The sequence below is a fragment of the Gaoshiqia sp. US2 genome (assembly GCF_059705485.1).
In genome coordinates this window covers 5,631,438-5,653,277 of the sequence record NZ_AP048550.1, presented here as the reverse complement: position 1 = coordinate 5,653,277, position 21,840 = coordinate 5,631,438, and the positions used below count along the sequence as shown (strand labels likewise).

At 46.9% G+C, this 21,840-nt stretch carries 20 protein-coding genes; 14 read left to right on the top strand and 6 right to left on the bottom strand.

The features are described from left to right. Positions 1 to 23 precede the first annotated feature (23 nt). The 4 genes from AC6H3C_RS22770 to AC6H3C_RS22755 are packed head-to-tail and all read left to right on the top strand — an operon-like array spanning position 24 to position 5,807. A complete protein-coding gene (locus tag AC6H3C_RS22770) occupies positions 24 to 2,393 on the top strand; it encodes a GH92 family glycosyl hydrolase (protein ID WP_497517868.1) in 2,370 nt (789 codons plus the stop codon). Positions 2,394 to 2,398: 5 nt separating this feature from the next. Then, positions 2,399 to 4,162 (top strand): class I mannose-6-phosphate isomerase, encoded by a 1,764-nt coding sequence (locus AC6H3C_RS22765; protein ID WP_497517867.1) that lies wholly within the window; start codon positions 2,399 to 2,401, stop codon positions 4,160 to 4,162. Between the two features lie 12 nt (positions 4,163 to 4,174). Then, positions 4,175 to 4,573 carry a hypothetical protein gene (locus tag AC6H3C_RS22760; protein ID WP_497517865.1) on the top strand — a complete coding sequence of 133 codons (399 nt, stop codon included), beginning with the start codon at positions 4,175 to 4,177 and terminating at the stop codon, positions 4,571 to 4,573. Between the two features lie 19 nt (positions 4,574 to 4,592). Beyond that, positions 4,593 to 5,807, top strand: coding sequence for an MFS transporter (locus tag AC6H3C_RS22755; protein WP_497517864.1), 1,215 nt, complete (start codon positions 4,593 to 4,595; stop codon positions 5,805 to 5,807). A 120-nt stretch (positions 5,808 to 5,927) separates the two neighbouring features. Here AC6H3C_RS22755 and AC6H3C_RS22750 read toward each other — a convergent pair whose 3' ends face one another. Further along, the gene (locus tag AC6H3C_RS22750; protein WP_497517862.1) at positions 5,928 to 6,851 is read right to left on the bottom strand and encodes a hydroxypyruvate isomerase family protein; all 924 of its coding nucleotides are present in this window, start codon (positions 6,849 to 6,851) and stop codon (positions 5,928 to 5,930) included. Between the two features lie 183 nt (positions 6,852 to 7,034). On the opposite strand from AC6H3C_RS22750, the gene AC6H3C_RS22745 reads away from it, so the two are divergent. The 10 genes from AC6H3C_RS22745 to tsf all read left to right on the top strand — a co-directional run bounded on the left by AC6H3C_RS22745 (position 7,035) and on the right by tsf (position 17,841). Next, positions 7,035 to 8,201, top strand: a complete 1,167-nt coding sequence (locus tag AC6H3C_RS22745) for a Gfo/Idh/MocA family protein (RefSeq protein ID WP_497517861.1) — start codon at positions 7,035 to 7,037, stop codon at positions 8,199 to 8,201. Positions 8,202 to 8,311: 110 nt separating this feature from the next. Then, complete coding sequence (locus tag AC6H3C_RS22740; protein WP_497517860.1) at positions 8,312 to 9,307, top strand: sugar phosphate isomerase/epimerase family protein; 996 nt, start codon at positions 8,312 to 8,314, stop codon at positions 9,305 to 9,307. A 31-nt stretch (positions 9,308 to 9,338) separates the two neighbouring features. Next, positions 9,339 to 10,658, top strand: a complete 1,320-nt coding sequence (locus tag AC6H3C_RS22735) for a Gfo/Idh/MocA family protein (protein WP_497517858.1) — start codon at positions 9,339 to 9,341, stop codon at positions 10,656 to 10,658. Positions 10,659 to 10,858: 200 nt separating this feature from the next. Next, entirely contained in the window at positions 10,859 to 13,351 is a 2,493-nt protein-coding gene (locus tag AC6H3C_RS22730; RefSeq protein WP_497517857.1) for a beta-mannosidase, read from the top strand. A 12-nt stretch (positions 13,352 to 13,363) separates the two neighbouring features. Next, positions 13,364 to 14,074 carry an HAD family hydrolase gene (locus tag AC6H3C_RS22725; protein WP_497517856.1) on the top strand — a complete coding sequence of 237 codons (711 nt, stop codon included), beginning with the start codon at positions 13,364 to 13,366 and terminating at the stop codon, positions 14,072 to 14,074. Positions 14,075 to 14,092: 18 nt separating this feature from the next. After that, positions 14,093 to 14,893, top strand: coding sequence for a DUF2797 domain-containing protein (locus AC6H3C_RS22720; protein ID WP_497517855.1), 801 nt, complete (start codon positions 14,093 to 14,095; stop codon positions 14,891 to 14,893). A gap of 267 nt (positions 14,894 to 15,160) precedes the next feature. Next, a complete protein-coding gene (gene rplM / locus AC6H3C_RS22715; RefSeq protein ID WP_497517854.1) occupies positions 15,161 to 15,619 on the top strand; it encodes a 50S ribosomal protein L13 in 459 nt (152 codons plus the stop codon). A 2-nt stretch (positions 15,620 to 15,621) separates the two neighbouring features. Further along, positions 15,622 to 16,008 (top strand): 30S ribosomal protein S9, encoded by a 387-nt coding sequence (gene rpsI / locus AC6H3C_RS22710; RefSeq protein ID WP_497517853.1) that lies wholly within the window; start codon positions 15,622 to 15,624, stop codon positions 16,006 to 16,008. 105 nt (positions 16,009 to 16,113) lie between these two features. Then, positions 16,114 to 16,980 carry a 30S ribosomal protein S2 gene (rpsB, locus tag AC6H3C_RS22705; RefSeq protein ID WP_423129489.1) on the top strand — a complete coding sequence of 289 codons (867 nt, stop codon included), beginning with the start codon at positions 16,114 to 16,116 and terminating at the stop codon, positions 16,978 to 16,980. A 33-nt stretch (positions 16,981 to 17,013) separates the two neighbouring features. Continuing rightward, positions 17,014 to 17,841, top strand: a complete 828-nt coding sequence (gene tsf / locus AC6H3C_RS22700) for a translation elongation factor Ts (RefSeq protein WP_497517852.1) — start codon at positions 17,014 to 17,016, stop codon at positions 17,839 to 17,841. 75 nt (positions 17,842 to 17,916) lie between these two features. Here the strand turns inward: tsf and atpG are convergent, their stop codons facing one another. The 5 genes from atpG to atpE all read right to left on the bottom strand — a co-directional run bounded on the left by atpG (position 17,917) and on the right by atpE (position 21,819). Next, positions 17,917 to 18,795, bottom strand: coding sequence for an ATP synthase F1 subunit gamma (atpG, locus tag AC6H3C_RS22695; RefSeq protein WP_497517851.1), 879 nt, complete (start codon positions 18,793 to 18,795; stop codon positions 17,917 to 17,919). 48 nt (positions 18,796 to 18,843) lie between these two features. After that, positions 18,844 to 20,421, bottom strand: a complete 1,578-nt coding sequence (gene atpA / locus AC6H3C_RS22690; protein WP_497517850.1) for a F0F1 ATP synthase subunit alpha — start codon at positions 20,419 to 20,421, stop codon at positions 18,844 to 18,846. Positions 20,422 to 20,436: 15 nt separating this feature from the next. Beyond that, positions 20,437 to 20,985, bottom strand: coding sequence for an ATP synthase F1 subunit delta (atpH, locus tag AC6H3C_RS22685; protein WP_497517849.1), 549 nt, complete (start codon positions 20,983 to 20,985; stop codon positions 20,437 to 20,439). Positions 20,986 to 20,988: 3 nt separating this feature from the next. Continuing rightward, on the bottom strand, positions 20,989 to 21,483 hold the full coding sequence (locus AC6H3C_RS22680; RefSeq protein ID WP_497517847.1) for a F0F1 ATP synthase subunit B: 495 nt from the start codon (positions 21,481 to 21,483) through the stop codon (positions 20,989 to 20,991). A 69-nt stretch (positions 21,484 to 21,552) separates the two neighbouring features. Next, a complete protein-coding gene (atpE, locus tag AC6H3C_RS22675) occupies positions 21,553 to 21,819 on the bottom strand; it encodes an ATP synthase F0 subunit C (RefSeq protein WP_423129483.1) in 267 nt (88 codons plus the stop codon). Positions 21,820 to 21,840 lie beyond the last annotated feature (21 nt).

The window sequence follows — 21,840 nt, the reverse complement described above, 5'->3', positions numbered from 1 at the left end:
AATACTTTTAAAATCAAACTTACATGACTGTTCGATACCAAAAAAAACTGGAATTTGTAGTGGCTTTATTTCTTTTTGTTTTTATTGCCGTATTTCCGGCACAAGCGAAGGATCAAAAAAAGCTAACCGACTATGTTGATCCCAATATTGGCACGGCGCATTGCCGCTGGTTTTTCTACACCCCGGCAGCGGTACCTTTTGGCATGGCCAAACTGGCCCCCTCAACGGATGCACACCTGGGAAATACAGGAGGATGGCAGGCGGTTGGCTACGATTTCCGGCATACTTCCATCGAAGGCTTTGCCAATTTCCACGAGTTTCAGGTGGGCGGCGTGGTGGTTGCTCCTACCGTTGGCGCGTTGCAAACGGTACCCGGAGGACTTGACAACCCGGACGAAGGCTACCGGTCGCGCTTCGATAAAAAAGATGAAATTGCCAAACCGGGTTATTATTCGGTTTTGCTGAAAGATTACAAGGTGAAAGCCGAACTCACCGCCACAAAACGGGTGGGTTTTCACCGGTACACGTTCCCGAAAACCAATCAGGCCAATATTCTGTTTGACATCGGCAACAAACAGGGCGAAAGCGGCGAGGTGAAAGACGCATGGGTGTCGTATTCAGACGATGGCCGCATTGAAGGATATGTGATCACCTGGCCGGTGTATGTAAATAAATACCAGCAAGGCGTCGATGTGCGGATGTACTTTTCAGGAAAAATGAACAGGAAGCCGGCTTCATTCGGAAGTTTTGTAAAAGATAAAATTACGCCGGACAAAAAAGATGAAAAAGGAGTTGGTGCGGGCCTGTATTTCACCTTCGATACCGAAGAAAACGAAGTCATCGAGATAAAAATTGGCTTATCGTACACCTCGGTTGAAAATGCACGCCTGAACCTCGAAGCGGAAGCGGAACAGATGGATTTTGACAAAGCCCTGAAAATCGCCCGGAAAACATGGGAGGAATCTTTGGGCCGCATCACGGTTGAAGGGACCAATGAGAGCGATAAGGTGAAATTTTATACCGGCCTGTTCCATGCCTTGCTTGGCCGCGGCCTGGCCAGCGATATGAATGGCGCCTATCCGAAAAACAATGGCGAAAACGGGCAGATTGCACTCAATTCAAAAGGTCAGCCGGTTCACCATCATTATAATACCGATGCCATTTGGGGCGCTTTCTGGAACCTGACCCAGTTGTGGGCGGTGGCCTATCCCGAATATTATTCCGACTGGGTACAAAGCCAGTTGCTGGTTTACAAAGATGCCGGCTGGCTGGGCGACGGAATTGCATGCAGCAAATATGTGTCGGGTGTTGGGACCAATTTTACCGGATTGGCAATTGCCTCGGCTTATAACTGTGGTATCCGCGATTTTGATGTGGAACTGGGCTACGAGGCTGCCCTGAAAAACGAAATTGGCTGGGAAGGCCGGATTGAAGGAGCCGGGAAAATGGATACCCGCCAGTTTGTTGAACGGGGCTATTGTCCCTACGAGGAACGTTTTAACATGAGGACCGTAGAGGAAGGTTCCGGATTTGGAGCTTCCCATACCCTCGAATACTCGTTCAGCAGTTTTGCCGTAGCGCAATTTGCCAAACAACTTGGAAAAATTGCTGATTATGAAAAGCTGAACCAGTTGTCGAAAGGCTGGAAACTTTTGTTTGATGAAGAAACGAAACTCATCCGCCCGAAAGATACCGAAGGAAGATTTATTCAGGATTTCGATCCGCTGGTCCCCTGGCGGGGTTTTCAGGAAGGAAACGCCGTGCAGTACACCTTTTATGTGCCGCACCAGCCCGAAGAACTTGTAAAAAAGTTGGGAGAGGAAACGTTCAATAACCGCCTCGACAGCATTTTCATCGAATCGCAGAAACATATTTTTGGTGGCGGGAAAGAGGTAGATGCCTTTGCTGGGCTAAAAACCTTGTACAACCATGGGAACCAGCCGAATTTGCATATTTCCTGGATGTTCAATTTCTCCGGTAAGCCCTGGCTCTCGCAAAAATGGGTGCGGGCCATCTGTAACGAGTTTTACGGTACCGAAGGCATTCATGGCTACGGTTACGGACAAGATGAAGACCAGGGACAACTGGGCGCCTGGTACGTCATGTCGTCGATTGGTCTGTTCGATGTAAAAGGTCTCACCGAAATCGATCCGAAATTCCAGATCGGCAGCCCGCTGTTCGATAAAGTCACCATCAAATTGAACAACAAATATTTCAAAGGCAAAACATTTGCCATCAAAACCGAAAATAATTCGTCTTCCAATCCTTACATCCAATCGGTTGGCTTGAACGGAAAAGAGCTGAATTCTGTTTTTATCCCTTTCCGTGACGTGGTCAATGGCGGCGAATTGGTCATAAAATTGGGCAGCGAGCCAAATTTTAATTTGAAATAGTCAGTATGAAAAAGAGAAGAAGTACAAGCCAGTTTTTAATGCCTTTTCAAAAAGGCGAAGAAGTCGCGTCAGGATATGATATTTATCCATCGTTAAAACTGGAGGAAGGGAAGATTTCGCATGATTTAAAATCGCTTGCCGGGGTGATTGCTTCGCAAAAAGTGGTTGTAATCGATGGCTATATCGGCGTTTTTTACGAAGATTTCCGCGAACAGATGGATGCCGAATTAAAAACGATGGGTCAAACGGCGCATTGGGTAAACTGCGAAGAAGCATTCAAGCCCGAAACCGAAATTGATAAACTGATTGCCCCGTTCATGGGCGCCGATGATTCGATTTTCGGCACCCGCGCAACCATCGGCCTGAACGATTTTTTTGACAAGGAAAAGCTGCATGGACTTCAGCAAAATCCGGCTGCCGGCATGAATATTATCTACGGCTCCGGAGCGCAATTATCCGGATGGAACGGGATGTTAATTTACATCGACCTTCCTAAGAACGAACTTCAGTTTAGGGCAAGGGCAAAAAGCATCCGAAACCTTGCGGCCAGCCAGGCTTTCGACATGAAAACCATGTACAAACGGTATTATTTTATCGATTGGGTGGTGTTGAACAAACACAAAAAAGACATTCTGAAAGACATCGGTGTTATTGTTGACGGGCAGCAATCCGAGGTTTTTCCCTGGATGAGCGGCGACCGGTTGCGCAAGGGACTGAAAACGATGGCGAACAATTTTTTCCGCGCCCGCCCGTGGTTCGAACCCGGCGTGTGGGGCGGAACCTGGATTAAAGACCACATTGAAGGATTGAATAAAAAAGCTCCGAATTATGCCTGGTCATTCGAACTGATTACGCCCGAAAACGGGATTGTGTTTGAAAGTTCGCATAACCTGCTCGAAGTTTCATTCGACTTCCTGATGTTTGGCGAAGGCGACGACGTTTTGGGAACCGATCGTGAAAAACTTGGCGACGAATTTCCCATCCGCTTCGATTTTCTGGACACCTTCGACGGCGGTAACCTTTCGGTGCAGTGCCATCCGCGCCCCGAATACTGCCGCGAACAGTTCGGAGAGAATCTGACCCAGGAAGAAACCTATTACATTCTCGACCGCAAAAATAACGCGTCGGTATATTTAGGCTTTCAGGAAGATATTGAGCCCGTGAAATTTGAAACGGCGCTTCAGGAAAGTTTCGATACCAACACGGCTATCGACATTACCCGTTTCGTACAGGAACATCCCGCGAAAAAACACGATTTGTTTCTGATCCCTCCGGGTACCATTCACGCTTCGGGAATCGACAACCTGGTACTGGAAATCAGCACCACCCCGTATATTTTCACCTTTAAAATGTACGACTGGGTGCGCCCCGACCTGGACGGAAACCCGCGGCCGCTGAATATTGAACACGGGATGAAAAACCTTTATTTCGACCGCAAAGGCGAAAAGGCAAAAAAAGAATTGATCTCAGAACCTTATTTAAAAGAGGAAGGCGCCGACTGGAAATTATTTGAACTGCCGACCCACGAGAAACACTCGTACCGGGTAAACCGCTATCATTTCAATTCGGAAATAGAAATTGAAACGAACGGGAAATTCCAGGTGCTGAGTTTGGTAGAAGGGACTTCGGTGACCATCGAATCGGACAACGGGATGACAGACACGTTCCAATATGCCGAAACCTTTGTTGTTCCGGCAGCCGCAAAATCGTACACAGTAACAAACAATTCCGGAAGAGAAGCCATGTTGGTAGTAGCCTTTATGAAATAAGGGTTTTATGCTATGACGAAAAAATACGCAATAGGGGCCGACATCGGGGGTAGCCATATCAGCACTATTTTAGTTGATATGGAAAACGGGAGAATGATTCCTGAAAGCTATGCTGGACAAAACGTTGACAACCAGGCTCCGGCTAACGAAATACTGAACAATTGGGCCGTTGCTATCAGGAAAACGATTTTGCTGAATACATTTGAAGCCGGATGCCTTGTCATTGGCGGAAATGTTTCGGGGGCCTATCCACTGTTTGGTCCGGCATTTGAAAACGCGCTGCGGAATCAAAACGTGGAGGTGAAAATCATGGTTTCAGAATTAATGGAATCAGCGGCCATGGTCGGGAGCGCGCGCCTCTTAGATGATGGGTTCTGGGAGAAAACGAAACCACTTAGATCAAAAATTTAACTAATCAGTACTTTCAACGATGAAAAATAAAATGTTGTATAAAAAAATGCTTCCCGTATTATTCGGGTTTTTTGTGATGGGTTTTTGCGATGTGGTCGGCATAACTTCGGCACATGTAAAAGAAGATTTGCTGGGCGGGTATAGCCCTGAATTCAGGGATACCCTGTCGAACCTGATACCGGTGGCTTTATTTTCCATGTTCTTAATTTTTTCGATACCAACCGGGATGCTGATGAACCGGATTGGCAGGAAAAAAACGGTAGTATTGAGCAATGTCATCACGATGATAGCAATGTTTATCCCCCTGATCGAATACAACTTCGTCATGTCGCTGGTTGCCTTTGCTTTGCTGGGGATTGCCAACGCCATTCTCCAGGTCTCATTGAACCCGTTGCTGACCAACGTGGTAAAAGGTGATCAGTTGACCAGCAGCCTCACCGGAGGACAATTCATAAAAGCCATTTCATCGTTTAGCGCCCCGTTTATTGCTGCATTCGCGGCATCGCAGTTTGGGAACTGGCAATACATTTTCCCGGTCTACGCTGTTGTTACGCTGTTGTCAACCATCTGGCTGATGGCCGTCCCTATTGCTGAAGACATGGGTGCCGTACAAACAACCAGCTTTGGCAGTGTGATGAGCATTTTAAAAGATAAAACCATCTTTTTGCTGTTCCTCGGTATTCTATTCGTCGTTGGGGTCGATGTGGGCGTCAATACAGCTTCGTCAAAAATACTAATGGAACGCGCCGGACTGAATTCCATCGAGGCGGGTTATGGCCCCAGCGTTTATTTTGCCCTTCGTACAATTGGAGCTTTTCTGGGTGCTTTCCTGTTAGCGAAATATTCCTCATCGAAATTCTACAAAATCAATGCAGTGGTTATGTTAATTGCCCTGACAGCCTTGATTTTTACCAGCGATAAGTTCCTGATTTTCGGGTTGTACGGGATCATCGGGTTCTCGATAGCCAATATTTTCCCGATTCTGTTTGGAATGGCTATCCAGTCGTGTCCCGATAAAGCAAACGAAATCTCGGGGTTGATGATTACAGGTGTGTTTGGCGGCGCTGTCATTCCATTTTTTATGGGATTGCTTTCAGATATAATCGGCTCACAGGTTGGATCTGTTATTGTAATCTTAGGTGGTGCGTCATATTTACTGTCCATTGCTTTTTTCATTCCGAAATCCCAAAGAGAGAAGACATCAGGTTTCAACATACCTGTCAACGCGAGTTAAAGCACCTGCTATTCGATCAGATTGGAGCGAATATGAACTCAATTCTGGCAGCAGTCCTGCTTAACCGAAGAAAAATGCTCCGGAGGTTAGAATCCGGAGCAAAAACTATTTTTGATTTTTTTAAAAACTATCGGCTTTACGGTAGGCTTCAATGAAGGCCAGTTCGCCTTCTTTTCCGGGCAGGCTGCGTCCATGTTCACAGCAAAGCGTGCCGTCATATCCTTTCCCGTAAATGTGCTTGAAAATATTTTTGTAGTTGATCTCACCCGTTCCCGGTTCTTTCCGTCCGGGATTGTCGCCGATGTGAAAGGCCGCGATAGCATCCCAGGCCAGATCAATATTCGGGATCAGGTTGCCCTCGGTAATTTGCTGGTGGTACAGGTCGTTTACAATTTTACAGCTTGGGCTGTTTACCGCTTGGCAAATCAGGTAGGCCTGCGGAATTTTGGTCAGGAACAGACCGGGGTGGTTGGCCCATGCATTCAACGGCTCCATGACCAGCTGAAGGCCCGATGGCTCCACGATTTCGCAGCACATCCGCATGTTGTCAATCACGTTGGCGGTTTGGTAGTCCCACTCCAAATCATCGGTAAATCGTCCGGGAACAACCAGCGCTGTTTTAGCTCCCGTACGTTTGGCGCATTCCAACCCCTCATTCATTTTCTTTTTCAGCATGGCCTTAATTTCCGGGTCTCGGGTAACAAACGATTTCACGCTGAAATCGGCATACAATACAAACGGGCCCAAATCCATGCCCAGGCGGGCTAGTTCATTGGCAATTTTTTCCTGTAAAGCAGGTTCTTTCCCCATTAAGCCGTTGTCAAAAATAGCCCTGAAACCCTGGTCGTTCATAAATTTGATCTGGTCAATCGGGTCGTTTCCGGCCAATTCGTTAAATGTGCCTAAGCCGGGAGCATATTTCAACTTGAACCGGGCATCGTTGGATACTTTTTTTTCGGAAGCAGAAGCGGAAAGTCCGGATGTTAATCCGGTTGCAGCGATACTGCCGACGACAGTATTCCTGATAAAATTTCGTCGTTTCATGGTAGTAAATTGAGTTTAGTTATTTTTCAAAAATAGCATTATTTGAATGAAGATACAATCTTTTTTTATTTAGCCAGTCCATTCTGGTCTGGTCGTTTTTTCGCGAAAGGAATTAGCGGTTAAGTTTGATAAATTTTTTAACTTTGACCAATTACTAACAAAAATCTTCTAAATCGAACAAATATGAATCGTAAAATTCGCATGGGAATGGTCGGTGGAGGCACTGACGCCTTTATTGGAGCCATCCACCGGCTGGCTGCTTTTATGGATAACCAGATCGAACTGGTTTGCGGTTGTTTCAGTGTTAATCCCGATATTTCGCTTGCTTCGGGAAAATCCTATTTCTTGCCGGATAACCGGGTGTATAAAACCTATCAGGAAATGTTTGAGCAGGAGGCCAGGCTGCCGGAGGGCGAACGGATGGATTTTGTAAGCATCGTCACCCCGAATTTTGTTCATTTTGGCCCGGCAATGATGGCCCTGGATCATGGTTTTCACGTCGTTATCGATAAGCCGATCACGTTCACCCTGGATGAAGCCCTTCAACTTAAGCAGAAACTGGATGAAACCGGGCTAACTTTGGCGCTTACCCATACCTACTCCGGATATCCGGCCGTAAAAGAAGCAAAAGCCCGGGTGGCGCGCGGCGATTTTGGAAAAATCAGACGAATTTATGTTGAATATCCGCAAGGCTGGCTGGCATCAAAAGTTGAAGATGCCGGAAATGCGCAGGCAAGTTGGCGTACCGATCCCAAACGTTCGGGAAAAGCCGGTTGCATGGGCGACATTGGAACACACGCCAATCACCTGGCCGAATATATTTCGGGGTTGAAAGTCACCGAAATCTGCGCCGAACTCAATACTTTCGTTCCCGGGCGCCTGCTCGATGACGATGGCGCCGCGTTTCTCCGGTATGATAATGGCGCCCGCGGTGTACTGATTGCCACCCAGATTGCCGCAGGAGAAGAAAATGCCCTGAAAATACGTATGTACGGCGAAAAAGGAGGCCTGGAATGGAGCCAGCACGAGCCGAACACGCTTTGGTTGAAGTGGACTGACCGCCCAACTGAAATGTTGCGGGTGGGAACCGGGCAGATGGGCAGTACGGCCGTTCATAACACCCGAACTCCCGGCGGACATCCCGAAGGTTACCTCGAAGCTTTTGCCAACATTTACCGGAATTTTTCGCTGACTTTACGGGCGAGAATGAATAAGCAGGCGCCAAGCCCCGAAATGCTCGACTTCCCCGGAATTGAAGATGGCATCAGGGGAATGATGTTTATTGATGCCGTGGTGGAAGCCGGTTACAACGACTCGGTGAAATGGGTGAAATTTAACAGCCTCCCCTAAGCTCTCCAAAGGAGGGTAATTTTCCTTCGGCTACTGCCGGAGGGACAGAAACCTTGAGCTATTATCAATGACCAATTATCTAATATCTATTGTCTAAAATCTGAACCAATATGAGCAGACCTGTAACACTTTTTACCGGACAATGGGCCGATTTACCCATTGAAACCATGTGTCAAAAAGCCAAAGCATTTGGCTACGACGGACTGGAACTTTGCTGCTGGGGCGATCATATGGAAATTGACAAGGCCGATCAAGCCTATTGCGATGAACGAAAAAGCTTACTTCAACGCTATAATTTACAACTGTTTGCTATTTCCAATCACCTGGTTGGCCAGTGTGTTTGCGACAATATCGATGAACGTCATAAGAATATTTTGCCCGCGTATATTTGGGGTGATGGCGATCCGGAAGGCGTGAGGCAGCGGGCAGCCGAAGAAATGATCAAAACAGGGCAGGTGGCTAAAATGCTCGGACTGAATACGGTGGTTGGTTTTACCGGAAGCTCCGTTTGGCACATGCTGTATTCATTTCCGCCTGTTTCGCAGGAAATGATCGATCAGGGTTACCAGGATTTTGCCAAACGTTGGAAACCAATTCTGGACGAATATCAAAAAATGGGCGTCAAGTTTGCCCTTGAAGTCCATCCGACTGAAATTGCCTTCGACATCGAATCGGCAAAACGCGCTTTAAAAGCCCTGGATAACCACCCGGCTTTTGGGTTTAATTTTGATCCCAGTCATTTTGGCTACCAGCATGTGGATTATGTCCGCTTTATTTATGAATTTTCCGACCGCATTTTCCATGTGCACATGAAAGATGTTTACTGGAGCGATGTTCCGGTTACGGCCGGCGTTTTCGGTGGTCACGTGGAGTTTGGTGATCACCGCCGTTACTGGAATTTCCGTAGCCTGGGCCGTGGAAAGATCAACTTTGAAAATATTATTCGCGCCCTGAATGATGTAAAGTATCATGGTCCGCTTTCGGTTGAGTGGGAAGACAGCGGCATGAACCGCGAAGCGGGGGCCGAAGAAGCCTGCCGTTTCGTCTGTCAGGCCGACTTTGCCCCTTCGGATGTGGCATTCGACGATGCCATGCAAACCAAATAGAGAGAACAAATATCATTTATAAGCGAAACCAATGACAACAAGTAGAAGAACATTTATTAAAAATACTACGGCAGCAACCGCTGTGGTGGGCTTAGCCGCTTCCATGCCTGCTGCCATGACCGCATGTGCCGGTCCGGACAAGTTAGTCCGCTGCGGATTGATTGGCGCAAAAGGCATGGGCTTTGCCGACCTGAGAGCTTTTCTTGGTCAGCCAAATACCGAATGTGTGGCGATTTGCGATGTGGACCAACGGGTGTTGGATGCCCGCGTGGCTGATACCGAGAAATTGCAGGGTAAAAAACCCAAAGCTTACAGTGATTATCGCCAACTGATTGAGGACAAAGAGGTAGACGTCGTGATTATCGGCACGCCCGACCATTGGCATTGTCTGCCCTTCGTGGCAGCTTGTGAGGCCGGGAAAGATATTTATTGCGAGAAGCCGCTCGCGAATTCCATCGAGGAGATTAACATCATGGAGCGTGCTGCCAAAAAATACAAAACAGTGGTTCAGGTTGGCCAGTGGCAACGCAGCGATCCGCATTGGCGCGATGCGGTCGACTATGTTTATTCGGGCAAGCTGGGAAAAATCCGTACCGTGCGCACCTGGGCTTATCAGGGGTGGATGGAGCCGGTTCCGGTGCAACCCGACAAAGATGTTCCCGAAGGCGTTGATTATGATTTCTGGCTGGGCCCGGCCGCTAAAAGGCCTTTCAACCCAAACCGCTTTCATTTTAACTTTCGGTGGTTTTGGGATTATGCGGGCGGACTGATGACCGACTGGGGGGTACACATTATCGACTACGGTTTGTTTGGCATGAAGGCCAACGCGCCGAAATCGGTCATGGCGATGGGTGGCAAATTTGCTTATCCCGACGATGCCTCCGAAACCCCCGACACCTTGCAGGCGCTTTATGAGTTCGATGATTTTACCTTGCTTTGGGATCACGGTACCGGAATCGATGGCGGACACTTTGGCCGCAATCACGGGGTGGCTTATGTGGGCAACAACGGAACGCTGGTGGTTGACCGTAACGGTTGGGAAGTGATTCCGGAACGCAAAAACGACAAAGACCTCGTGGAACGGGTTGAACTGCAAAAAGGAACCGGGAAAGGCCTGGAACTGCATATGGCGAACTTCCTCGATGGCGTTCGTAGCCGAAAGTACGATTTGAATTGCAGTATCGAGATTGCTGCCAATACCGCCCGCGTGGCACACCTGGGAAACATTGCCCTGAAAACCGGGCGCCGCCTCTACTGGGACAGCGGGAAAAGTCAATTCATCGGCGACGATGAGGCGAATAAATACCTGATCCCAACTTACCGCAGTCCGTGGAAACTGCCTGAAGTTTAATCAGGAGAGATCCGGTCTTGCGAAAAAGGCCGGATCTTTTTATAATCAGCCAGTCTTTTCTTGTGAATCCCCGTTTCATTTCCGAATTTTGGATTTTCATATAATTAAACTCAGAACCAATGACCCGACGCTTATTCATTTTAATCATGTTGACAGCATCCCTGTTGGTTGCCTGTCAACCAAAAGATTCATCACTTGATATGATACAGGAAATTAATGAAGGCTGGCTGTTCTCGGAAGACGGAAAAGAAGAATGGCTGCCGGCCGTAGTCCCCGGTTGTATACATACCGATTTATTGTCAGCCGAAATTATTCAGGACCCGTTTTACCGGATGAACGAGCACGACCTGCAATGGATCGACAAACTGAATTGGGCTTACAAAACAACGTTCCGGGTGGCCGATGAGCTGGAACGCGATCGCGTGGCGCTCGATTTTAAGGGGCTTGATACTTATGCCGACATTTTTGTGAATGGAGAAAAAGTAACTTCCACCGATAACATGTTTCGTGAATACCTGGTGGAGGTAAAACCTTATCTGAAAGAAGGCGATAATGAGCTGAAGATCGTTTTCCGATCGCCCATTGTTGAAGGCCTGAAAAAATATGATACCAACGACCTGGTAATTCCGGTTTCGGATAACGATCTGGCCGGAATTGGTCAGGTGGAAGAGGGCAAGAAGGTGAGTGTTTACACCCGTAAAGCCGGGTATCATTTTGGTTGGGACTGGGGGCCTCGCCTGGTGACCAGTGGTATTTGGCGCCCGGTATACCTGAAAGCCTGGGATGAGGTCCGTATAAGAAACATGCAGTTGGTTCAGCATGAAGTGGACACCGGGCGTGCCCGTTTCACGGCTGTTGTCGAAATCGAATCAGAAGATAAAACCCCGGCAACGATTCAAATTGAAAATGAAGGAAAGGTGCTGGCAACGGCCAGGCTAAACTTGGGGAAAGGCGCTGCTTCTTATTCGGTTGATTTTGAAATTGCCAACCCGAAACTGTGGTGGACAAACGGCCTGGGCGAGCAACCGCTTTATCAGATTAAAGCCAACCTTACTGTTGGCAAAAGAACAACCGGAATAGCAGATCGTGTTGGGATCCGGACCCTCGAACTGGTTCGCGAAAAAGACGAACAGGGCACGTCGTTTTATTTTAAACTCAATGGCGTACCCGTGTTCATGAAAGGCGCCAATTACATTCCCAACGATGTGTTCCCTTCGCGTGTTTCGGGCGAGATGTACCGCACCGTGGTCAGTACGGCGAAAACATCGAACATGAATATGCTGCGTATTTGGGGTGGAGGTATTTATGAGGATGATTTATTCTATGACTTATGTGATGAAGCCGGTATCCTGATTTGGCAGGATTTTATGTTCGCCTGCGCGATGTTTCCCGGCGACGAAGCTTTTCTTGAAAATGTGAAAGAAGAAGCGGCTGATCAGGTGAAACGCTTGCGGAATCACCCCAGTATCGCTTTGTGGTGCGGCAATAACGAGATTCTGGCTGCCTGGTTTGGTTGGGGCTGGAAACGGGCAGAAGAGGCCAAGAGCCAGGAAAACGCCGACAGAATCTGGAAAGCCTATGAGGATATTTTCCACCAGGTTTTGCCGGAAGCGGTTGAAACCTACGATCCTTCACGGGCTTACTGGAGTTCGAGCCCTTCTTCCGGAACTGGTATTCCGGCCGACCTGGTGAATGGCGACGAACATTACTGGGGGGTTTGGTGGGGAAAAGAACCCTTTAAAAACTACGCGACCCACCTGGCCCGTTTTATGAGCGAATACGGCTTTCAGTCGTTCCCCGAACTAAAAACAGTGAAACAATACGCTTTGCCCGAAGATTTCGACATTGTTTCGGAGGTGATGAACTCGCACCAGCGTTCGTCAATCGGGAATAAAACCATTGAATATTACATGTTGCAGGACTATAAAAAACCGAAAGATTTTGAATCGTTCCTGTACGTAAACCAGGTGTTGCAGGCCGAAGGGATTAAATTTGCCCTGGAAGGACACCGCCGGGCCATGCCTTTCTGTATGGGGAGCCTGTACTGGCAGATCAATGATTGCTGGCCGGTGGCTTCGTGGAGTTCAACCGATTATTACCAGCGCTGGAAAGCCTTGCAATACTATGTGAAAAAAGGCTTTGAACAGGTGTTGATTTCGCCTTACACTGAAGGTGATCTGCTGAAAGTGAGTATTGTAAATGACCGACTACAGGGAATCGATGCCGAACTGAAGCTCAGCCTGGTCGATTTCAACGGCAAAGTAGCCTGGGAGAGCAATGTGCCGGCGACGGTTCCGGCCAACTCCGCCGCTTCGTATTTCGAGGTCAATCAACCTGAATTTTTGAAGGGAAAAGACAGCCGGAACCAGGTATTGGTTACCGAAGTGATGGAAAACGGGCAGACGATAGCCAACAACCTGTATTATTTTCGCCCGGTGAAAGAACTGAATTTGCCAAAACCGGAAGTAAAATATTCCATTGCCGCTGTTGACGGTGGTTACGAAATCAGGCTGCAATCCGGCAAACTGGCCAAAAACCTGTTTTTGACTATTGGCGATGAGGAAGGATTTTTCTCGGATAATTATTTCGACCTGTTGCCTGGAAAGGAGGTCAAGATAAAACTGGAAACTTCGGTCTCTAAAGAACTGCTCGATGAAGTTCTTGCCGTCCAAACCCTGGATCAGGCTTTTTAAAGTGATATGAGTTTGAAAGATATACGAGTCATTGCATTTGATGCCGATGACACCCTTTGGGAGAATGAAAATTTTTTTCGCGAAGCCGAGCAGTCTTTTTGCCGCGTCATGGCAGCCTATGCGCCCGACCGGAAAGTGATGGAAGAGCTGTTTCGCGTTGAAGTGCAAAATATGGAACTCTACGGTTACGGCATCAAGGCATTTATCCTCTCGTTGATTGAAACGGCCTTGTTGGTTTCTTCAAAAAAAGTACGTCCTGACCAGATTGAAGCAATCATTCGTATTGGCAAAGACATGCTGCAAAAGGACGTGGTCCTGCTTGATGGTATTGTTGATTTGCTGGACAAACTGTACGGGAAATACCGGCTCGTGGTAGCCACCAAGGGCGATTTGCTCGATCAGGAACGAAAGTTGAAAAAATCGGGTTTGCTGAAGTATTTTCATCACATTGAAATCATGACCCATAAACGGAAAGAGAACTACCTGGAATTAATGAAGCACCTGGAAATTCAGGCCGATCATTTTCTGATGGTGGGCAATTCGCTGAGATCGGATATTTTGCCGGTGATTGAATTGGGGGGCTATGCGGCACATATTCCCTTTTATACAACCTGGGAATACGAACGGATGGATCCGAAAGAAATTAAGAGTGACCGTTTTTTTGAACTGAAAGAGATTCACGATGTTTTGAATTTGTTCAGCGAATCGTTTTTGTATTTATAAACTTGACGTGAATAAACTATGGAATACCAGGGAAACATACTGAAAATGCACACCGAGCCGGGCGCTCCCATCCAATATCGACTGCCGGTGGGAGATCAACAAATTGATATGAATGCCTTGCTGGGCAAACCAATCAGCTTTCGATTCGACGGGCAGATTAATTGTGTGGCATGCGGTAAAAAAACGAAAACCTCATTTGGACAAGGCTTTTGCTATTCGTGCTTTCAAACAGTGCCCGAGGCGAGCGAGACCGTCATGCGCCCCGAGTTATCCAAAGCCCAGTTTGGCATCGCCCGCGATCTGGAATGGGCAAAAGAACACGACCTGATCGATCACTACGTTTACCTGGCTGTTTCGGGTGGGCTGAAAGTTGGTGTAACCCGTCATCATCAAATTCCAACGCGCTGGATTGATCAGGGAGCCAGTTATGCCATTCGCGTTGCCAAAACGCCTAACCGCCATATCGCCGGGGTGATTGAGGTTTTCCTGAAGAAGTATTTCCCCGATAAAACCAACTGGAGAACGATGCTTCAGAATAGGGTAGACAACAACATTGATCTGCTGGCAGAGAAGGCTAATGTGATCAGCCTTCTTCCGGACGAACTAAAACAATATGAGTGCGACGACAGCCAGTTGGCAGCGCTGGAGTATCCGGTGCTCGAATACCCGGATAAAATCAATAGTTTAACTTTTGACAAGGATCCGGTTATTGAAGGGAAGCTGCTGGGAATGAAAGGACAGTATGTGCTGTTTGATCAAAACCGTGTTATTAATATTCGCAAACACAACGGGTATTTTCTGACTGTTACTGTTTTGTAAGCCCGGTTGCGATGGCCGGTCTCTTAATTCTTGGAAATCTTTGTGTTAATTTTCTTTTTGGTCTTTCTATGCGTTTGCAATTTCAAAAAAAAGAAATACTTTTGCAGTCCCGATTATTGTCCGTACTTGCAGTTCTTATAATTTATTAAAAATGTTGAAGATAGAAAAGTTATTAACGGGCCCGATGTTAATAACCCGGAAACTTCAAACAAATTGAAATGTAAGTTTTTGCAACTTTTAGTGTTTAATTAAAAAAAAATTGAGCAAGTGGATACTTTATCTTACAAAACCGTATCGGCCAACAGCGCCACGGTAAACAAAGAATGGGTTGTGGTTGATGCCGCCGGTATACCGCTGGGTCGTTTGGCCAGCGCCGTAGCCAAAATGCTGCGTGGAAAACACAAACCTAATTTTACTCCTCATGTTGATTGTGGAGACAATGTGATTGTCATCAATGCCGAGAAAGTCATTTTGACCGGAAACAAGCTGAATGACAAAGTATACCTGCGTTATACAGGTTATCCGGGAGGACAGCGCAGCCAAACCCCCTCGGAAATTCTGAAAAGATTTCCTGAGCGTTTAGTTGAGAAAGCCGTAAAAGGGATGTTACCAAAAAATCGTCTGGGACATGCTATTTACGGGAACATGAAAGTGTATGCCGGTCCTGAGCATAAGCATGAAGCTCAAAACCCGAAAGTAATTGATTTTAATACTATTAAATTATAACAATGGAAGTAGTTAACACCTTAGGACGTAGAAAAACTGCCGTTGCCCGTATTATTGTCAGCGAAGGCAAAGGAAAGATTACCATTAACAAGCGGGAACTGAATGAATATTTCCCCAGTGGTACGCTACAGTTTATTGTTATGCAGCCTCTTAACCTGCTTGGTGTCGCCGATCAGTATGATATTCATGTCAACCTGGATGGCGGCGGTATTAAAGGACAGGCCGAAGCTGTACGTTTAGCTATTTCCCGCGCATTGGTCGAAATCAATCCGGAATCAAAAACTGAACTGAAACGTGCAGGCTTTATGACCCGCGATCCGCGTGAAGTGGAACGTAAAAAACCAGGTCAGCCCAAAGCCCGTAAACGCTTCCAGTTTTCAAAACGTTAATAGATTATTTCAAAATAACTGTGGATCTGAAATCACTGAGACTCTCCGGTTTAGAGGGACTACTCAGGGGTTGCTTTTCAACAAATTATTTAAAAAAGTAAAAAGATGCCAAGAACAAATTTTCAGGAATTATTGGATGCAGGTGTACATTTTGGTCACCTGAAAAGAAAGTGGAATCCAAACATGGCTCCGTATATTTTTATGGAGAAAAACGGGATACACATCATCGACTTGCAAAAAACAGTCGTAAAAATTGACGAAGCTGCTGCTGCGATTAAACAAATTACCAAATCGGGACGCAAAATTTTATTTGTGGCAACAAAAAAACAAGCCAAAGAGCTTGTTGCTGATGCTGTTGGTAAAGTGAATATGCCATACGTTGTTGAACGTTGGCCCGGCGGTATGCTTACAAATTTCCCAACGATCCGCAAAGCGGTTAAGAAAATGATCTCTATCGACAAAATGACCAAAGATAGCAGTTGGGATAACTTATCAAAACGCGAAAAGTTGCAAATTACACGTCAACGCGCAAAACTGGAAAAAATGTTGGGTTCGATTGCCGACCTGACCCGCCTTCCGGCCGCTTTGTTTGTGGTTGATGTATTGAAAGAAAAAATCGCTGTACGTGAAGCCCAAAAACTGGGTATCCCGGTATTTGCGATGGTTGATACGAACTCTGACCCCGATGGGATCGACTTTGTTATTCCTGCAAACGACGACGCTTCTCAGTCTATCCGACTGATCGTTCGCCTGATGTGCGACGCAATTGCCGAAGGCTTGAACGAACGTAAGGTTGAGCGTGAAAAAGACGGAGACGATGCTCCTGTGAAAAAGTCGAAAAAAGCTGACGCCAAAAAATCTGCTGCTAAATTCGAAGAAGATGAAGATTTAGTTGAAGAAGATGAAGACGAAGAAGATGAAGATTTGGTTGAGGCCGACGAAACGAATGACGAAGAAGAATTGGAAGACTAATTGCTCATTCCCGAAATATAAAAACAAAAAATTATGGCAATTACTGCTGCAGATGTAATGAAGTTGCGTAAAGCAACTGGCGCCGGCATGATGGATTGTAAAAATGCACTGTCCGACGCAGATGGCGATTTTAACCGGGCCATTGAAATTATCCGGGAAAAAGGTAAACTGGTTGCAAGTAAACGTTCTGACCGTGATGCGACAGAAGGTGCTGTTCTTGCTAAAGTGAGCGATGATAACAAGTTTGGGGCAATTGTTGTGTTGAACTGCGAAACCGATTTCGTTGCTAAAAATGAAGGTTTTGTTAGCTTGACCCAAAAATTTCTGGACCTGGCTATTGCCGAAAGACCAGCAGATCTCGATGCGTTAAAAGCATTAAAACTGGATGGTCGTACCATCGCCGATCATGTAACCGAACAAACCGGCGTTATCGGTGAGAAAATTGAGTTATCGTTCTATAGCAGTCTTCAGGCTGATTCGGTTGTGGGTTATATCCACCCGGGAAATAAGCTGGCTACGGTAGTTGGTTTTAACCAGGCGCCTGTTGACAAACAAGTTGCCAAAGATGTGGCGATGCAGGTTGCAGCCATGAACCCGGTTGCTGTTGATAAAGATTTCGTTTCGCCCGAGGTTGTTGAAAAAGAGCTGGAAATTGCGAAAGAAAAATTCCGTTTGGAAGGTAAACCTGAAGCCATGCTGGATAAAATTGCACAAGGCGCTCTGGTTAAATTTTTCAAAGAAAGTACCTTGTTAAATCAGGCTTTCGTGAAAGACAACAAAGTTACTGTGGGCGAATATCTGAATTCCACCAGCAAAGGACTTACCGCTACCGGTTTTATCCGTTACGCTTTATCAGAATAATTTGTATTCGAATTAAATATAAAAAGGAGCTTCGTTTGAGGCTCCTTTTTTTGTGTTTTATGGGGTTGAGATCGCTTATCCGTTCAAGGCCTCTGCGCCGTTGGTTACCTCCAGAATTTCGTTTGTGATCGCTGCCTGGCGGGCCTTATTGAAGGTCAGTGTCAGTTCCTGGATTAAATCGGTGGCATTATCTGTTGCTTTGTGCATAGCAGTCATCCGGGCGCCATGTTCAGCTGCGTTGGAGTCGAGCAGGGCCTTAAACAGCTGAATCTTCAACGAACGGGGAATCAGTTCCTGTACGATTTTCTCTTTCGAAGGCTCGTAAATAAAATCATAATTTGCCGGGCCTTTTTCTTCCCGGCCGGTTTCCACAGGCAGAAATTGTTCTGTGGTACAAATCTGTACCGCCGCGTTTTTAAACTCGTTGTAAACCAGGTCTATTCGGTCGTAAACAGTTGTGGCGAAATCGTACATCAGGTTTTCGGCAAGTTTGGATACATGGTCAAAATCCAGACTGTCAAAAATCTCATTCGCCTGTCCGGCAACATTCATCTTACGGGCTTTCAGGTATTTTTCTCCTTGTTTCCCGATTACCAGAAAGTCGAGTTTCCCGTTTTTTAACTGACGGGCATATTGGTCGAAAGCCAAGTCGAGGGCTGTTTTGGCGATGGACGAATTAAATGCCCCGCACAAGCCCCGGTTCGAGCTGATTAATACCAGTAACACCTGCTCCGGTTCGCGTTGTTCAGTGTAAACCGATCCGCCGGCATTTTCGAGGCTGGCGCTGAGCGAGCCCAGAATTTCTGATAGTTTATCGGCGTAAGGCCTGATCTGAAGAATTGCATCCTGTGCTTTTTTCAGTTTTGCTGCCGATACCATTTTCATGGCGCTGGTTACCTGCCGGGTTGTTTTTACCGATGATATTCGTGTACGTATTTCTTTTAAACTGCCCATGTTAATGTGTCAAAAGTTTCCCATTCCTGAATTCCGGAACTCCTGCTTTTACTTGTAGCGCTCCGAAATATCCGCGGCGGCTTTTTCAATCGCTGCGATGCCATCTGCCGTCAGGGCTCCTGTTTTTAATTCATCCAGGGTATGACGGTAGTGCAATTCCATGTGCTCCAGAAAGTCTTTCTCAAATGCCCGCACTTTATTTACCGGGATATGACGTAACAACTCTTTTGCTCCGCAATAAATGATGGCAATCTGGTGCTCAATTTTCATCGGGGCATATTGGCCTTGCTTCAGTATTTCTACGTTTTTACGCCCTTTATCGAGTACGCGCATGGTGGCGGCGTCGAGGTCGGACCCGAATTTGGAGAAGGCCTCCAGTTCGCGGAATTGGGCCTGGTCGAGCTTTAAGGTACCGGCAATTTGTTTCATGGCTTTTACCTGGGCGTTTCCTCCAACGCGCGATACCGAAATACCGACATTGATAGCCGGGCGAACCCCCGCGTTAAACAGGTTTGATTCCAGGAAGATCTGTCCGTCGGTAATGGAGATGACATTCGTAGGGATATAGGCTGAAACGTCGCTGGCCTGTGTTTCGATAATGGGAAGAGCTGTCAGGGAACCACCGCCTTTTACTTTACCTTTTAAGCATTCAGGGAGGTCGTTCATTTGTGCGGCCACTTCATCCGAATCGATGATTTTGGCTGCTCTTTCCAGCAGGCGCGAGTGCAGGTAGAAAACATCACCCGGGTAGGCTTCCCGGCCTGGCGGACGACGCAGCAACAGAGATACTTCGCGGTACGATACGGCCTGTTTCGATAAGTCGTCGTAGATGATCAACGCATCGCGGCCGGTATCCCTGAAATATTCTCCAATTGACGCTCCGGCATATGGCGCGTAAAATTGCATGGCTGCCGGGTCGGCAGCCGTTGACGATACGATCACCGTGTACTTCATGGCGCCGTACTTTTCGAGCAGGGCAGCGATGTTGGCCACGGTGGAACCCTTTTGGCCTACGGCAACATAGATACAATAAACCGGTTTGCCTTTTTCGTAATTTTCACGTTGGTTGATGATGGTATCAATGGCCACGGCTGTTTTACCGGTTTGACGGTCGCCGATAATCAGCTCCCGCTGCCCCCGTCCGATAGGAATCATCGCATCAATGGCTTTCAGGCCGGTTTGCAGCGGTTGTTTTACCGGTTGGCGGAAAATAACCCCCGGAGCTTTACGTTCGAGCGGCATTTCAAATTTTTCACCCTGAATGGCGCCTTTTCCGTCAAGCGGGATACCAATGGTGTTGATGACGCGCCCTAAAAGGCCTTCGCCCACCTCGATGGATGCGATACGGCGCAGTCGTTTTACGACATCGCCTTCTTTTACTTCTTCGGATGGACCTAAGAGTACCGCGCCCACATTATCTTCTTCCAGGTTCAGAACGATGCCTTTCATCCCTTTGCTGAATTCAATCATTTCGTTTGACTCAACATTGGATAAACCGTAAATGCGGGCAATACCATCGCCAACATGGAGCACGGTGCCCACTTCTTCCAATTCGGCTTCCGACTGAAAGCCTTCCAGTTGTTGTTTCAGTATTGCGGATACTTCGGCGGGTTTTATATCAGCCATGACTATCTTGATTTTCTATTTTATTTCTGATTGTAATAGTTCTTCTTTTATTTTTCGCAGCTGGCTGGCCATACTGGCATCCACCTGCCGGTCATCAATTCGCAGGATAAAACCTCCGATAAGTTCCGGGTTGATTTGCTCGCGTAATTCAATCCGGGCGTTTAAACCAGATTCGAGCTGTTGTTTTATTTGCCGGATGATTTCGGGACCAAGCGCCATTGCGCTGGTGATGACCACATTTTTAATGCCCTGATCTTGTTGGAAAAGTGCAAGCACATTTCTGCAAATGGAAGCGAGATAAGCCTCCCGCTTATTTTCGGCAAGCATGTATAAAAAACTCAGACTAATCTCATGTACCTTTCCTTTAAAGATCGCCTCCATCAGCTTGATCTTTTGGGATGTTTTAACGACCGGGCTTTCCAGCAGCAACCTAAAATCAGCGCTGTCGGTACAAAGATGATATATCAGTTCGACATCCTTCTTCAGGGCGTCGAGTTGATTTCTCTCTTTGACCAGGGTAAAAAAGGCTTTGGCGTAGCGGACGGTGATTTTACTTTGATCCATAAATTATTGTAATTTCAGATCTTTCAGAAGGGTATTGACCAAAGCTTCCTGATCTTTCTTATCTTCCAATTCTTTTCGTATCAGTTTTTCGGCGATGGAAACCGACAATTCAGCCATCTGTTTTTTCATTTCGGCGATCGCTGCCTGTTTTTCTGCTTCAATCTGTTCGCGTGCCGATTCAATCAGTTTTTGTCCTTCCCTGGCTGCTTGTGATTTTGCATCGGCCAGGATGTGGTCTTTCATATCTTTCGCTTCCCTCAGAATCACATCTTTATCTTTACGGGCCTCGGTAATAATCTTCTCGTGATCTGCTTTCAGTCCTTCTACTTCTTTCCGGGCTTTGTCGGCTGACGAAAGCGCTTCTTCAATGGATGTTTCCCGGTCTTTCAGGGCATGGAGAATTGGTTTCCATGCAAATTTTTTCAGTATGAAGAGGGTGACCCCAAAAACGATCAGCATCCAGAATATGGTCCCGTAATCAGGCGTAACTAATCCCATAATGTTTGTTTTTAGATGCTGTCCGGGCTCCCGGCAACCCCGGGAGCGGACAGCGGGTAATGAAAATTCTTAAACTAAAATTACCAATGCACAGGTAATCACAGCAAAGAAAGCAACACCTTCGATCAAAGCGGCCGATACGATCATACTTGAACGAATATCACCGGCGGCCTCAGGTTGACGTGCAATTGCTTCCATCGCGCTGGAACCGATACGGCCAATGCCCATACCGGCGCCAATTGCTGCGAAACTTGCGCCCAAAGCAGCGCCAAAACTGCCGAGCGATGCGCCGGCGGCTGCCTCTAAAATCACGGTTAAAATGGTTGTTAATAACATAGAATTGAATTTATAGTGTAT